Raw genomic sequence first — 14,854 nt, 5'->3', positions numbered from 1 at the left:
ATCTACATCCCGATCGGCGCGGTGCACCGGCTGGAGAATCCCGGCAAGATTCAGCTCGAGCTGATCGAGGTGCAGACCGGCAGCTATCTCGGCGAGGACGACATCATCCGCATCGAGGACGACTATCGGCGCACCTGAGGCGAGCGGGTTGCAGTGCCGGTTCGCAGCCGGCCCGTCCGCATCCGAATGCGGCACGCCGCGCACTGCAACTGAAGCGCTTTGCATCCCGAACGCCATGTTTGGAAAATCGTCATTTCCGCCGGGCTGCTGTGACGCAGTCTGTGATCTGCATACGCGCCCGGTTAGTCCAAGACCTTGGCGAGTGGCATCGTAGTTGCTCGAGGTGACCTTGACTTGGATAACTAGGCGACGGCGTTGCTAACGTTCCATGTTCAACGGAATACCTCGGAATTTCCAACCAGCTCTCTGTGAAGAACGGTAACAGTTCGCTTAACGGTGACGATGCGAGTGCGCGTCACGGGACGCCGACCGCGCCTTTCCGGTGCAGAGGGGTTATTCGGTGCGCATCGTCGCCTTCCGCACTGCCGGGAAAAGGTTGCGCAAAGTCACGAGCGAAATCATTGAAGCGACGAGAGACGGTGGCGAGATTTTTCCCGGCTCTCTGCAATTTTTAGGAATGGCCGGGGCTATCCGCCTATTGCCGGTCTCGCATGGAGAAGAAGATGACCGACGAGCAGTTGATGCGCCTGAAGGTCTACGGGAACAATGTCCAGCGCTATCGCCGATTGCTCGAGGGCAACCTAACCGAACAAGAGAGGGAATTCGTCGAAAGGCGCCTCACGGAAGAACAATTGGCGATCCAGCGGCTAAGGACGAATGGCCTCGTACATGGCACGTCAAAGCTCATGTGAACGGGTTCCTTCCTCCGCGAGACCATGGATGGCGCTGATTTTGACCGCAGTGTCGGGCAGCATGTAAACACTGGCTCTCGAGAGTTCCCGGCTTGTTCTAGGGGCTCACCAAGCAATGGCGGTCCTTAACGCTCAGCAATCACAGTCGAATTCCGCAGGGGCCCAACTTGTTCCACGAAGGCGTCGTCATTTTGCCCCGCCTCGTTCCTCGATGTCTCATTTTGTTCATATGTCTTACTAGGTAACACCAGCGTCATTTGTTCGCGGTCCGTTTCGCCGACACGTCTCGAGGCAGTCGATCACGGCCAAGCCCGAGCATTGCCCGCGGGTGCCGGTAGAGCGTCGGTCAAAGCCTGCTTGATGCGTTCGGCCTGCTCCTTCGTCAGCTTCTCGGCAAAGCGACCACCCTTTTCGAGCTGCGCCGGCCCCTTGAGGTCCCGATCATAGACCATCCAGTCGGTGCTTCCTTTCCGAACGAGGAATCTAGCCTGCGCAGGCGCGCTGAACTTCAACGATGCCTCCCAATCGGTCAGTCCGCCGGTCCCAAAAATACACGACCGGTGGCGGTTTGTTCCTAAACTGGGACACTGAAATTCCCAGCACCGCCTAGACTGCAAGGCCTATGCCGATAGACCCCGATTTCAGCGAACCATGCCGCGGCCTTTGAAGGGCAAAGACCTTGAGGTGGTCGATTTCCGAAATCGTGCGCTCTGTATGACGTGGAGCCAGCCAGTCCTCACAGCTCGGCCATCCGCCATGCGGTCTCCTGGATGAGGGCGATCACGGGATGTCGGCCCAAGGCGGCGTGATGGCGAACCTCTGGCGACGATTTTGTTTCCGAGGCACTCATCGATCAGGTTCAAGGCCACAGTCGAACCGTCCGCGACCTCTTCGTCCTGCTTGTCGTGATGGCGGTCTCGCAGATCAGCGCACTGACCACGGCCATGCCGACGGTTGCGGCTTGTTGGCTTGCGGGCGCGCCGAGTTCGGCGCCGGCTTGTGCGCCTGGGTGACATTGGTCGGCCGCCGCGGACGCGGCAATGGTATTTCGGAGGTTACCTTTGGCAGTTCCGACGTCTGCTCAGGAGCTTCCGCCTCCACCTTTGGCGGTGAGGCGTTAGCGATCAGACGGGCCAATTGCTCCTGGCTTGCGTTGAGCCGCTCGGTGACCGTCTTACTTTCCTGCGCCATCTGACTTTGGGTAGCCTTGATTTCGTCGATGACATTGTTGTTGCGTGCCATTTCCGCCTGGCCCGCCGCGATTTGCCTTGTCACGCTATCATTGTCGCGGACCAGTTGTTCTTGCCTCAGCTGCAGCTGTTCTACCGCTTGCCTTAGGGCAGCGAGATCGCGCGCCATCGGTCCAAGCTGCTGGGCCAGGTCGGGAGAAAGTGCGGCGGAGGTCGGCGCAATGTCTTTCGGCGGGACTTGTGTCAGCGGTGTAGGGTTCGAGGAGGGTACGACCGCTGTACCAGCGGAGGACCACCACCAAGCACCGCCGCCAATGGCTGCCAACAACACAAAACCGACGGCGGCCGGGTAACGCCAATCTCTCAATCGTGCAATCGTTGCTAGCAGCGCGCGAGACACTTTCATGCTGGTCGGCGGGGGTGAAGGGCTCACTCCCACTTCGCGCGCGAGGTTCGAAAGCTGCTCCTCCAAACTCGCGAGCTGCCCTTCCGCAACCTTGTTGTCCAGTGTGGAGTCCATTTGGCGCTCCGTATCAAATATCAACCTGATCCGACTGAGGGCAGAACTAGGGGCAACAATTGCCCAACTGAGTCATCATTGAGGCACGCAAATGGGAAAGCGTGTAGCGTACTGCAGCTTAGGCAAGGAGGGAAGCGGCTCGGCGGCTTGAGCTCACTTGGACCGCGAGGTTACTAGTCAGACGTTGAACGTCCACCTTGAACTTGCTGTGGACCTCTTCAGGGCTGCCCATACTGCGATGATGCTATCGGCGGCGTCAGCCTGCACCACGAAACAACCGGTCTCGTGACACGCTAGGCGCGTGCGGCCGTGTCGGCTGATCGCTTGAGACTGCACCGTCGCGGACAACACGGAAGATGCCCGAGAGGAAACGAGGGCCTCGGTTGCCAAGCTTCGTCACACCAAAGGTCTAGTATTTATTTCAAGTATAAACCATCACGTCGGCTACAGGATCATCACGGCGCTCGTTGGAAAACTGCGGAGATCGCCTCCGCCGAGCCGGTGCAGCAAATTCCTTGCGCCGGCGCGCCGGCTCGGTGCGGCCTGAACCAGCCTTGAATTTACTTTTGGCACGAACTATCTTGCGGTGACATCAGGACCCTTGCCTTCAACAGACCCGGATGCCCAGGAGATTTGATTTGGCACTCGCGAAGGAGTCCCCACCGGTTTCACCCAGGAGCGGGGTTGATCAGGAGGCCGAGTACAGGGCTCAGACACGGCTTTGGCTTCGGCTGCTTGCCTGCACAACGCTGATCGAGGGTGAGCTGCGGCGCCGGTTCCGCGAGGAATTCGATTTCACGATGCCGCGCTTCGACGTGCTGGCCCAGCTCGACCGCGAACCGAGTGGATTGGTGCTGGGAGAACTGCCGAAGCGCCTGATGGTCTCTGCCGGAAACCTCACACCGATCGTCGATCGTCTGGTCGAGGACGGTTTCATCACCCGGACGCCTTCGAACCTGGATCGGCGCGTACAGATCGTCTGCATGACGGTCGAGGGCCGGAAAGCCTTCAGGCGCATGGCCAAGAGCCACGGCTCATGGCTGGCCGAGCTGCTGGCGGGATTCCCGGCTGACCGGCTCGACGCCTTGACCGGGGAGCTCGACGCGCTCAAGGGCGCCGTCAAGGACGCGATGCAGAAGCCGTGAACGGAGATGGCTCTAGCGCCGCACCCGAACGCCGGCCGCCTCCCGAAAAATATGCGACAGCTGCAAGCCGCGCAGCGCGGTGTTGATCGGCACCACGATCGCGCCCAGATCGCGGCGGTCTGCACGTAGCTCCAGCGGGTCTCCCCGGCGACGAGCAGGATGCGATCGCCGTAACGATCCGCCTGCCGCGTCAGAATCGTGGAGAGGATCCTGTCCTGCGACGGAAATAAGTCGACCGCGCGCGTCCACGCCGGCGTCGCACCGCCCTGCTCCACGTCTTGCCGGCGTCTGCCTGCACGTCGCTCTCCGACACCATCCTGCCGCTCAGTCAGGGCAGCAGCTTGTACTTTCCGTCCTCGATCTGAACCAGGATACGCGAGCGATCATCGACGCCGTGCCGATCCGCCGGCGTGTAGGTGTAGACGCCCTGCGTCCCGGCCAGTTCCTTGGTGGAGAACAGCGCCTGGCGAAGCGCCGCGCGGAATTCCGGCGAGCCCGGCTTGGCTCCGGTCGCCAACGCGCGCTTGGCCGCATCGACGAGCACCAGCCAGCCATCGAAGGAATAGGACGAGAACGAGTCGGTCGGCGGCTCGCCATTCGCCTTCTCGAACGCCCCGCGGAAATCCAGCGCAACCTTCTGGATCGGATTGCTGGCCGGAAGCTGCTCGGCCGCGGTCACCGGCCCGGTCGGGCAGATGATTCCGTTGGCAGCCTTGCCGGCGAGCCGCAGGAAATCGGCGCTGATCAGTCCGTGGTTGCCGTAGAGCGGCCCCTTGTAGCCACGCTCGGACAACGCGAGCACCGGCAACGCTCCCGGCGTTCCGGTGCCGCCGAGCATGATGGCGTCGGGCCGCGCAGCCAGCGCGCGCAACACCTGGGCCGTCACCGACGAATCCGATCGGGCGTATCGCTCGTTGGCGATGACCTTGATGTCGGCGGCCTTGGCGCTCTGCGACAGCGAATCGTACATGAGGTCGCCGAAGGCATCCGAGAAGCCGATGAACGCGACGGTCTTCAACCCCCGCGCCTTCATGTGATCGACGATGCCTTGAACGAGAAGCGGCGTCGGTTGCGGCGTCTGCACGACCCACGGCCCGCCATCGCCAGGCGGCACCGGTGCGATCGGTGACACCGCGATCATCGGAATCTTCATCTCGATCGCGGCGGTCGCCATCGCCAGTGTCTGCGGCGCGCCCGACGTGCCGATCAGAATGTCGACCTTCTCCTGTTCGACGAGCTTGCGCGCGTTGCGCGCCGACGCCGTGGGATCGGAGGCATCATCGAGCTGGATCACGCGGAGCTTTTCACCGCTGACTTCGCCGACATAGGCCTCGCCGGCCGCAATCCCCTTTGCGTTTGGAATCCCGATCGACGACACCGGCCCGCTGAGGCCGGTGACGAAGCCGACCAGGATGTCCGCCTGCCCGGCCTGCGGAACGGCGACCAGCAGCGCGGCCGAGGCCAGCAGGGTCTTCATCGAGATCATGCACCTGTCCTTCTTGATTTGCGTTTCTTCTGTCGGGCAAGCGCCAGCCGCTCGCTTCAGTTCGCCGAAACCAGCGCGATCACGCGCAGCGGGCTGCCGGAACCGTTCTGGATCTTCAAGGGCGAAGCCACGATCACGGCACCGGTGGCGGGAAGCTGATCGAGGTTGCAGAGACATTGAAGGCCATAGCGGCCTGCACCGTGCAGGAAGTGATGCGCCGGATAAGGCGGCTCGAAATGGCCGGCCTGGCCTGCGTCGGTGCCGATCGTCTCGGTGCCGAATCCGATGATGCCGCGCTCTTCAACCAGCCATTTCATCACGGCCGGATTCGGGCCCGGCGTGTGCGCGCCGTCATCCCTGAGATTGGAGTAGTCGCGCCAGCCCTTCTTCGACCAGTCGGTGCGCAGCAGAACCCAATTCCGCTCGGGAATCCGACCATGCTTCGCTTCCCAGGCTTCGACCAGCGGGACCGTGAGCAGGAAGTCCGGATCCTGCGCCGCTCCCGCCGAGCAGTCGATGACGCATGCCGGCGCGATCATGTCCTTGGCAGGCATGGAGTCGACGGAATTGTTCGGCAGGTCCTTGCCGGTGAACCAGTGAATCGGCGCATCGAAATGCGTACCGGTATGCTCGCCGAACATCACGTTGTTCCAGTACCAGGCGGGACCGCGCCCATCGTACCGCGAGATCTCCTGAATCCGAACGGGAGCTGCCTGGCCAAACTCCGGCGGCAGCACGATGACCGGAAAATCCGGGCTGAGCGTGAAGGTCAGATCGACGACGCGCACCGCGCCCGACGAGATTGCACCGGCCAGCTCCAGGAGATTCTTGCTTTGCATTGTCACATCCTCCCGCTTGGTTGAAATCCTGATCTTATTTGTCGAGCTCGCGCTCGAGCGCTTTCGGATTGGCTGCAAGACGCTGCCTGATTTCCTCGGCAACGTCCCCGACATAGATCTCCTCGAGCCCGCCCCGCAGCGCGGACACGATGGCCTGCGCAACGGCGCGTGGCGCGACCTTGGGCGGCGGCACGGTCTGGAACCACTCGGTATCGACCGGCCCGGTGAACAGGTTCATCACCTTGACGCCGCCCGGCCTGAGCTCGGCACGAAGGCAATGCGACAGTGACAGACAGGCAGCTTGCGACGCCGAGTAGGCGCCGAAAGCAGGCCAGTTCGCCAGCGCATGGACCGACAGGATATTGACCCAGGCAGCGCTGCTGCTGACACCGTCCGCGCCCCGCATGCGCATGGCGGGACCGAAGGCCTGCGCAAGATTGACGAAGCCGAGATAGGCCTGGTCGATCTCGTCGCGCGCGATGCTCGTGCCCCTGCGGTCGAGCAGGCCGCCGGGCCGCACATACTCGGTCGTGTTAACGAGGATATCGACCTTGCCGCCGATGTCGGCCGCGAGATCGGCCGCCGACTTTTCGTCTGACGCGTCGAGCGTAACGACTTCGACCCCCTGCTGGCCGCGCAGCAGCTGCTCGCCGGCGAACGGCCGCCACGGTTCGGCAACGCCGACAAACACCGTCTTCGCGCCCGCGGCCTTCAGCGCCGCGACCGCCTCCTGGCCGATCACGCTGCGGCCGTTGGTCACGAGCACACGACGGAATTTAGGATCGGCCGTCATTTCCCGCCACTGCCTGTCATCTGCCATGTTGGGAGTCTCCCCCTCGGGTCGGGCGAAGGCCACCGCCTGACCACTCTTGTCGAGCTGAAACGACATCACGACCGGCGCGCCCTCGACGCAGTCGGCATGCAGATGCGCCACCATGGTCGGACCACAGTCCATCTTGACGAGACCAATGCGCCAGGGCGCCCGCTCGCGGAAATAAACGTCGCTTGGTACGCGTGCCGTGGTTTCGGCCAGCAGCACGCCGCGACGCGGCGCATCGACGAAGGAAAGACCGGCCGACAGGCAGGCGGGACATGCCTCGCGCGCCGGATAGGCGAAGGCGCCGCAGGCCTCGCAGCGCTGCAACACAAAGCGCCCTTCGGCAGCCGCGCGCGTGAACCCGTGTGATGTCCGGCTGCGCGGCCGCGGCGGCGATGCCGGAAGCCGCGTCCGCAGCAGCGGGTTCTTGCGCCGGGGCGGCTGAACCGGATCGATCATCGTGCAGGTCCTGCAAAGATCGCGGCGCCGGAGGCCAGGCCGCGGTCATAGTTGATCATACCGAAGCCCGCGGCCAAACCGAGTTTTGCATTCTTCACCTGCGTGGGACCGGCCTCTCCCAGCACCTGCCGCAATCCTTCGACCAGCCCGAGATAGGCGCCGGCGGCGCCGGCCTGGCCCGCCGAGAGCTGACCGCCCGAGGTGTTGTGCGGGAAGTCGCCGTCAATCGTAAGGTCGTGCTGACGAACGAAGGCCGCGCCCTCGCCCTTGCTGCAGAAACCGAGATCCTCGAACTGCATCATCGTGATGACCGGATAGTCGTCGTAGGTCTGCACGATGTCGAGATCGTCGGGCTTCACGCCGGCCATCGCGTAGAGCTCGCCGACATCCATCGCCCAGCCGCCGCGCACCTGCATCGGATCGTTGGCGAAGGCGTTGTGCCGCTCGATCGTCGACAGCAATCGCGCCGCCGGCAATCCCAGCGATGCCGCGGTGTGGTCCCGCATCACCAGGAACGCCTCGGCACCGGCGCACGGCATGACGCAATCGAACAGATGAATGGGATCGGATATCGGGCGGGCCGCCAGATACTGCTCGATCGTCAGCGGCGTCTTCATCAGCGCGTGCGGGTTGCGCAGCGCGTTGGCGCGCTGGGCGACCGCGATCCTGCCGACGTCCTCGCGCGTGACACCAAAGGTCCGCATATAGTTGCGCGCGATCAGTGCGAAGCTCGCATTGGCGCCGCCCGCGCCATAGGGATAGACCGCGTCCCGGTTGAAGCGCGAGAAGTTCTCGAGCGTCAGGCGGAAGGAATCGACGTGGTTGGTATCGCCGGCCACGCAGGCCACGATGTCGGCATCGTGCGCCTGCACCGCGCGCGCAGCCTTCCGCAATGCCGCGATGGCGCTGGCGCCGCCGAGCGGGATGGTGTCCAGCCATCTGACGCACAGCCCGAAATGCTGCGTCAGTCCGATCCCGCTGTCGTTCCCCATGGTGAAGCTGGAAACGCACAGACCGTCGATGTCGGAGACCTTGATGCCGGCTCGCGCGACCAGCGCACTCAACGCGCGGCCAATCCACCATTGCGCGCTCTCGATGGAATAACGCGCATAAGGGATCGTGACGGGGGCCGCCATCACGATGCCGTCATAGGGTGTGCGCAGGGAATTTGTCACCAGCCGCCTGCCTTGCTTACCCGCCTCGGATCACCGTCACATCGATAGTGCCACGGGTCGCTTTCGAACAGGGGCACCTTCTCGGGTCTCATCACGTCTGGCTCTCCAGAGCTGGTCGGCTGCTCGGACGCTAACGCTTGCGCGCGAGCATCGCCCGGAAATCGTCACGGGCCAGGGCACTGGCACGCTTGAAGCTCGGCCCTCGGCTCGGCTCCGTGCCATTGAGCCGCCTGAGCTGCACCCACATCTCGGCGCTCTTCAACGCCACCGCGGCGCAGTTCACGACCGGCGCGTGTCCGACCTTCAGGCCGTGCTCCCGCCCGATCAGCAGGCCCGGCAGCACGCCGGCCGGGATCACCACGTCGGCGCCGCGCTCCACCAGCGGAAGGGCGCCGCTCATGAAATCCTCGATCATCCTGGCATGGGCCGCTTCATCGCCGGCGAATGCACTTGCGAAATCCTCCGGCTTGCAACCGAGGCCGGTCACGTGGACGACGCGATCGGCGAGGCCGTACCGTTCGGCCTGCTCGTAGTGCCAGACCTCGAAGACGGTATCGAGCGTCACGAGGCCAAGGCGCCGGCCGAGCTGCGATGCTGCAAGCAGTGTCGCCTCGCCGGTTCCGATCACGGGAATGTCGAGCGCCGAGCGCAGCTCGTAAAGCCCCGGGTCCTGGAAGTGGCCCATCACGAAGGCGTCGAAGCCGCTCTCTTCGGCCGCGATGCCGTTGTCGATCGCCTGAACGGCGCAACGCAATTCGGCGAGCCGGCCGAACTCCCGATCCGGCGGCGAAATGCCCTCGACGTGAACCGTGGTGCCGGCCGCGGCGATGCTGTTGAGGTACTCCGACAGCCGCGCCATATAGGGCGCGTTCACGCTCGCATCGACGAAACTTTGCCAGAAGATGCGCATCGCCCTTCTCCACAAACCGTGACAGGAGCATCGGCTGCCGGCTTGCCGACGGATATATTTCAACCATAAACTAATTGACGCGTCAAATGCGTGCGCCGGCGCCCGCCAAGGGGGCCTCGCGGGCGCCGCGAGGAGGCTCGTTTCGCGGGACAAAGAAGGCACGGAAATGGCGCACCCGGACGGAATTGTATGCAACAACATTTTTTTCTGACAGCCCCGTGACACGTGTTGACGGCGCCACGGAGAATACTTTAGGCTTTAAATAATTGCCCGCCGGCCGCTGCCGGGGGCCATAACGATGATGTTGCAGGCACCGATTTTGAGAGACTCAATCGCGTGGACTAGCGTCGGGTCTGAACGGGCGGCAGCAGCATCGCCGGTCGCGCTTCGCTTCTGCGGCATTCGCCTGCTTTCGCTTCGACAGACATCTGTGAATTTCCGCCGCCCCGCCTGCTGTTCGAGCGGCACGCCTTGCCATGGCCGCTGACGCCCGGCCGAGCGAACTTTCTTCTCGCCGCGCCGGCGTCTGGCGCTGCAGCAACAGTTTCAGTCGGTTGGTTCGCAGTCCGGGCTCCCTGCCCGGCTTCCAGACATTCGTACCCAGCATCTATGGAGGACAACGCAAATGCGGCAGATGACTCTGGGCTTACTCGCACTTGTCGCCGGCATCTTCGCGGCACCGGCTGCGCAGGCCGACATCACGATCGGCTTCGTCACCTCGCTGAGCGGCAACGGCGCGTCGATCGGCATCCCCTATGGGCGCGGCATCAATGCCGCCTATGAATACAAGAAGACCATCAACGGCGAGACCATCCGCCTGATCCAGCTCGACGACGGCTCCGATCCGTCGGCCGCGACGCGCAACGCGCGCAAGCTGGTCGAGGAAGAAAAGGTCGACCTCCTGATCGGCACTGCGACGACCCCTTCGACCATCGCCATGGCGGCCGTCGCCAGCGAATTGAAGGTGCCGATGATCGCGATCTCGCCACTCGGCAAACTCCCGGATTCGCCGGAGCAATGGGTCGTGTCGGTGCCGCAGCCGGCGTCGCTGCTGGTCAAGATCGTCGCCGATCGGATGAAGCGCGACGGCATGAAGAACATCGGCTATATCGGCTTCTCCGATGCGTGGGGCGATCTCGTCTACAGCGGGGCCAAGGCCGCCGAGTCCACTGACGACATCAAGGTCCAGACCAACGAGCGCTATGCCCGCACCGACACCTCGGTAACCGCGCAGATCCTCAAGGTCATGGCCGCGCGTCCCGACGCGGTGCTGATCGGCGGCTCCGGCACGCAAGGCGCGCTGCCGCTCATCACGCTCGCCGAGCGCGGCTTCAAGGGCAATACCTACGGCACCGTGGCGCTGGTCAATCCGGACTTCGTCACCGTCGGCGGCAAGTCCGCCGAGGGCATTCAGGTCTCCGCCGGCCCGGTGATCGTGGCCGAACAGCTTCCGGACGACCACTTCGCCAAGAAGATCGCGCTCGATTTCCGCGCGGTCTACCAGAAGACCCACAACATTCCGACCACCGACGGGTTCTCCGCCTACTCTTTCGATGCCTGGCTGATCTTTGCCAACGCCGCCGAGCGGGCGCTGAAGACCGCAAAGCCCGGCACGGCGGAATTCCGCACGGCGCTGCGCGACGCCATCCTCAGCACCAAGGAACTGCCTGGCGTGCATGCCGTCTACAACTTCAAGCCCGGCGCGGTGACCGGGGTCGACGAGCGCTCGCTGGTCGTGGTCCGCCTCACCGGCGGCGCCTGGAAGTACGCACCATAAGCGGATCACGGCAGGCGATCAGAACGGGGGAACGGCGTCTCCATGACGAGCGACATCGCAGCCATCCTTGCGATCGACGGGATAGCCACCGGCGCGGTCTACGCGCTAGTGGCTATCGGGACCGTGCTCATCTTCACGGTGACGCGGGTCATCTTCATTCCGTTCGGCGACATCGCCGCCTTCACCGCGCTGACGCTTGCGGCCCTCGATGCCAAGCGCTTTCCGGGGACCGGCGCGCTGGTCGTAGCGCTGGCGTGCCTTGCGACCCTGATCGAGGTCATTTCGCTCATTCGCAACGGCGAGGTCCGCCTGCTGCCGCGCGCACTGCTGCTCTATCTCGCCATTCCCTTGGCCGTCGTCGGCATTGCCTGGCTCACCATGCGCATGGACCCGCCGCTTGCGGTCCGGCTCGTGCTGGCGCTGATGCTGATCACGCCGATCGCTCCGCTGCTTGACCGGATCGTGTTCCGCCCGATCGCCGACGGCACGGTGCTGCTGCTGCTGACGGTCTCGGTGGCGCTGCATTTCGCGCTGGTCGGCCTCGGCCTGCTGTTCTTCGGCCCCGAGGGGGTCCGGACCGAACCGCTGACGTCATTCTCGACGGAGTTCGCCGGCGTGCTGGTCTCGGGCCAGACTATGCTGATCGTGCTCGCCGCGCTGGTCTTCAGCGGCCTGCTCTACCTCTTCTTCGACTTCACGCTGGTCGGCAAATCGCTCCGCGCCACGGCGGTGAACCGGACCGGCTCGCGCCTGATGGGCATCCGGCCGGAGCGTGCCGGTACCATCGCCTATCTCCTGGGCTCGCTGATGGCCGGCGTGTCGGGCATCCTGATCGCGCCGGTCAATACCGTGTTCTATGATTCCGGCTTCCTGATCGGTCTCAAGGCGTTCGTCGGCGCCATCGTCGGCGGCATGACCAGCTATCCCGGCGCCGCGATCGGCGCGGTCGGGGTCGGCATCCTCGAAAGCTTCGCATCGTTCCAGAGCAGCGCGCTGAAAGACGTCATCGTGTTCTCGCTGCTGATCCCGATCCTGATCTGGCGATCCCTCGCCTCGCTGCATTCCGAGGAGGAGATCGAGGAATGACGCGCCTTCACGTTCAGCTCGCTGCGGCAGCGGTGCTCGCGTGCCTGGCACTCGCGCCCCTCGTCCTCAGCCCGTTCAGCGTCACGTTGATGAACTATATCGGCATCTATTCGCTCGTCGCCATCGGCCTTGCGCTCCTCACCGGCGTCGGCGGCATCGTGTCGTTCGGACAGGCCGCGTTCGTCGGCATCGCGGCCTATGCGACGGCATGGGTCTCTGCCCTGAACGGCCAATCGCCCTGGCTCGGCCTGCTGTTCGGGGTGGTGCTGACCTGCGGCGTCGCGGCGGTCCTCGGCGTCGTCACCTTGCGGCTTCAGGGCCATTTCCTCTCGCTCTCGACCGTGGCATGGGGCCTTGCGATCGGCTTCCTGTTCGGCAATGTCGAGGGGCTCGGCCGCTTCAACGGCATCTCGTCGATCCCGCCGATCAGCATCGGTTCGCTCGCGCTCGTCTCCAGCGCACAGATCTATTACCTGATCTGGGGCATCGTCGCTCTGGTACTCCTGCTCGGCTACAACCTCCTGGACTCGCGGCTCGGCCGCGCCATGCGAGCGCTGCGCGGCGGCAATACGCTGGTCGAGAGCCTCGGGATCAACGCCTTCCGGATCAAGCTCGCGGCATTCGTGATCGCAGCGTTCCTGGCCGCGCTCTCCGGATGGCTTTACGCGCATATGAGCCGCTTCATCAGCCCGGGCCCATTCGATGCCAGCATGGGCATCGAATATCTGATGATGACGATGGTCGGCGGTGCTGGCAGCCTGCTCGGCGGGGTCGTCGGCGCCGCCATCGTGACCCTGCTCAAGAACAGCGTGCAGGACTATCTGCCGCTGATCGCCAAAGGCGCATCCGGGCAGCTCGAGATCGTCGCCTTCTCCGCGCTGTTCATCCTGTTCCTGCAATGGGCGCGGCAGGGCATCGTGCCCTCGATCGCGCGCTATCTGCCGAAGATCAGGCGCGAGCGGCCGCAGCCGGCGCCGCCGCTGCCGCGCCGTCCGCAGCCGACACCGGGCGAGCTTCTGCTGAAGGTCGATGGCGCTGAGCGCCGGTTCGGCGGCCTCGTCGCGGTCAACAATGTCAGCTTCGAGGTGAGGTCAGGCGAAATTCTTGCCGTGATCGGTCCGAACGGCGCCGGCAAGAGCACGATGTTCAACTGCCTGACCGGCGCCCTGCGGGTCAGCAAGGGCGAAATCGTCTTCGCGGGACGCCCGATCACGCGCGACCCGCAATCCCGCATCGCCAAGGCCGGCGTCGCCAGGACCTTCCAGCATGTCAAGCTGCGGCCGCGCATGAGCCTGCTGGAGAACGTCATGCTCGGCACCTATAGCCGAACCCGCACCGGCCTGTTCGCCGGCGCCTTTCGTCTCAATCAACGCGAGGAAGCCAGCGCCCGGCACGAGGCGCTGATGCAGCTCGAGCGCGTCGGGCTCGGCGACAAGCCGTTCGAGCTCGCCGGCAATCTTCCGCTCGGCAACCAGCGCATCCTGGAGATCGCACGGGCGCTCGCCGCCGATCCCGCCCTGCTGGTTCTGGACGAGCCGGCGGCGGGCCTGCGTCGCCAGGAGAAGCTGCGGCTGGCGGAACTGCTCCGCTCGCTGCGGGCGGACCACCTGACCATCCTGATCGTCGAGCACGACATGGAGTTCGTGATGTCACTGGTCGACCGCATCGTGGTGCTCGATTTCGGCTCCAAGCTTTGCGAGGGCGTCCCGAGCGCGATCCGCAGCGATGAGCGGGTTCAAGAGGCCTATCTCGGAGGCGTCGCGTGAGCCAGATGTTGTCTATGACCGACGTGACCGTCTGCTACGACAATGTCGAAGCCGTTCGCAACGTCTCGCTGTCGGTCGACGAGGGACAGATCGTCACCGTCATCGGCCCGAACGGCGCCGGCAAGACTACGCTGCTGATGGCGGCCATCGGGCTGCTCGCATCGCGCGGCAGCATGGTGTTCCGGGGCAGCGACATCCGGAAGATGTCAGTCGAGGATCGCGTCGAGCGCAGGCTATGCCTCGTTCCGGAGAAGCGCGAGCTGTTCTCCGACATGTCGGTTGCCGACAACCTCCTGCTCGGCTCCTACAGCCTGCGTGACCGCTCCGGCGTCCAGAAGACGCTGGACGAGGTCTATGATCGGTTTCCCCGGCTGAGGGAGCGGCAACGCCAGGCTGCCGGCACCCTCTCCGGCGGAGAGCGCCAGATGCTCGCGCTGGGACGCGCGCTGATGGCAAAGCCTGCGCTTCTGATGCTCGACGAGCCCAGCCTCGGCCTCGCGCCGCTGATCGTGCGTGAGATCTTCCGCACCATCGCGTCGTTGCGCGACCTCGGCGTGTCGATCCTGCTGGTCGAGCAGAACGCCCGTGCCGCGCTCGAGACGGCCGACTATGGCTACGTGCTGGAGACCGGCGAGATCGTTCAGTCCGGCCCCGCCAAGGACCTGATCCACGATCCCCGCCTGATCACGGCCTATCTCGGCGGACACTGAGACCATTGGGGTCGGTCCCGGCGAGCCGCACGACGAAATATCGAAAACAACCCCATGCACAGTAGCGGGCCACCGCAAGATCAGCGGCTTGGCGGCCCGGCG

The 14,854-nt window shown here is 64.3% G+C and carries 14 protein-coding genes; 7 read left to right on the top strand and 7 right to left on the bottom strand.

The annotated features are described in order from the left end of the window. A partial coding sequence (locus FNJ47_RS17055) for a hypothetical protein (protein ID WP_163155051.1) occupies positions 1-138 on the top strand: 138 nt, incomplete at its 5' end. Between the two features lie 545 nt (positions 139-683). Next, on the top strand, positions 684-872 hold the full coding sequence (locus FNJ47_RS17050) for a hypothetical protein (RefSeq protein ID WP_163155049.1): 189 nt from the start codon (positions 684-686) through the stop codon (positions 870-872). Positions 873-1,171: 299 nt separating this feature from the next. Here FNJ47_RS17050 and FNJ47_RS17045 read toward each other — a convergent pair whose 3' ends face one another. Beyond that, positions 1,172-1,324: a hypothetical protein gene (locus tag FNJ47_RS17045; RefSeq protein WP_235999939.1), complete on the bottom strand. Its 153-nt coding sequence runs from the start codon at positions 1,322-1,324 to the stop codon at positions 1,172-1,174. Positions 1,325-1,796: 472 nt separating this feature from the next. Next, on the bottom strand, positions 1,797-2,582 hold the full coding sequence (locus FNJ47_RS17040) for a hypothetical protein (protein ID WP_163155047.1): 786 nt from the start codon (positions 2,580-2,582) through the stop codon (positions 1,797-1,799). An 800-nt stretch (positions 2,583-3,382) separates the two neighbouring features. Between FNJ47_RS17040 and FNJ47_RS17035 the strand changes: the two genes are divergently transcribed. Next, positions 3,383-3,727: a MarR family winged helix-turn-helix transcriptional regulator gene (locus tag FNJ47_RS17035; RefSeq protein ID WP_229182906.1), complete on the top strand. Its 345-nt coding sequence runs from the start codon at positions 3,383-3,385 to the stop codon at positions 3,725-3,727. 328 nt (positions 3,728-4,055) lie between these two features. Here FNJ47_RS17035 and FNJ47_RS17030 read toward each other — a convergent pair whose 3' ends face one another. The 5 genes from FNJ47_RS17030 to FNJ47_RS17010 all read right to left on the bottom strand — a co-directional run bounded on the left by FNJ47_RS17030 (position 4,056) and on the right by FNJ47_RS17010 (position 9,413). Then, entirely contained in the window at positions 4,056-5,213 is a 1,158-nt protein-coding gene (locus FNJ47_RS17030) for an ABC transporter substrate-binding protein (RefSeq protein WP_163155043.1), read from the bottom strand. Positions 5,214-5,269: 56 nt separating this feature from the next. Continuing rightward, positions 5,270-6,052 carry a cyclase family protein gene (locus FNJ47_RS17025; RefSeq protein WP_163155041.1) on the bottom strand — a complete coding sequence of 261 codons (783 nt, stop codon included), beginning with the start codon at positions 6,050-6,052 and terminating at the stop codon, positions 5,270-5,272. A 34-nt stretch (positions 6,053-6,086) separates the two neighbouring features. Further along, positions 6,087-7,328 carry an SDR family NAD(P)-dependent oxidoreductase gene (locus tag FNJ47_RS17020; RefSeq protein WP_163155039.1) on the bottom strand — a complete coding sequence of 414 codons (1,242 nt, stop codon included), beginning with the start codon at positions 7,326-7,328 and terminating at the stop codon, positions 6,087-6,089. Further along, entirely contained in the window at positions 7,325-8,503 is a 1,179-nt protein-coding gene (locus FNJ47_RS17015) for a thiolase C-terminal domain-containing protein (protein ID WP_163155037.1), read from the bottom strand. Before FNJ47_RS17015 ends, FNJ47_RS17020 begins: the two co-directional genes overlap by 4 nt. 130 nt (positions 8,504-8,633) lie before the next feature. Continuing rightward, a complete protein-coding gene (locus tag FNJ47_RS17010) occupies positions 8,634-9,413 on the bottom strand; it encodes an aspartate/glutamate racemase family protein (RefSeq protein ID WP_163155035.1) in 780 nt (259 codons plus the stop codon). Between the two features lie 625 nt (positions 9,414-10,038). On the opposite strand from FNJ47_RS17010, the gene FNJ47_RS17005 reads away from it, so the two are divergent. Genes FNJ47_RS17005 through FNJ47_RS16990 form a run of 4 tightly spaced genes read left to right on the top strand, consistent with a single transcriptional unit; the run spans position 10,039 to position 14,752 of the window. After that, positions 10,039-11,190, top strand: coding sequence for an ABC transporter substrate-binding protein (locus FNJ47_RS17005; protein ID WP_163155033.1), 1,152 nt, complete (start codon positions 10,039-10,041; stop codon positions 11,188-11,190). A 42-nt stretch (positions 11,191-11,232) separates the two neighbouring features. Further along, positions 11,233-12,276: a branched-chain amino acid ABC transporter permease gene (locus FNJ47_RS17000; RefSeq protein WP_163155031.1), complete on the top strand. Its 1,044-nt coding sequence runs from the start codon at positions 11,233-11,235 to the stop codon at positions 12,274-12,276. Continuing rightward, positions 12,273-14,042, top strand: coding sequence for a branched-chain amino acid ABC transporter ATP-binding protein/permease (locus FNJ47_RS16995; protein ID WP_163155029.1), 1,770 nt, complete (start codon positions 12,273-12,275; stop codon positions 14,040-14,042). The genes FNJ47_RS17000 and FNJ47_RS16995 overlap by 4 nt, the downstream gene beginning before the upstream one ends. After that, the gene (locus FNJ47_RS16990; RefSeq protein WP_163155027.1) at positions 14,039-14,752 is read left to right on the top strand and encodes an ATP-binding cassette domain-containing protein; all 714 of its coding nucleotides are present in this window, start codon (positions 14,039-14,041) and stop codon (positions 14,750-14,752) included. The genes FNJ47_RS16995 and FNJ47_RS16990 overlap by 4 nt, the downstream gene beginning before the upstream one ends. Positions 14,753-14,854 lie beyond the last annotated feature (102 nt).

Source organism: Bradyrhizobium uaiense, from assembly GCF_010811875.1.
Lineage (GTDB): Bacteria > Pseudomonadota > Alphaproteobacteria > Rhizobiales > Xanthobacteraceae > Bradyrhizobium > Bradyrhizobium uaiense.
Note: the sequence above shows the minus strand (reverse complement) of the source record. Positions and strands in the feature narration are given on the sequence as shown.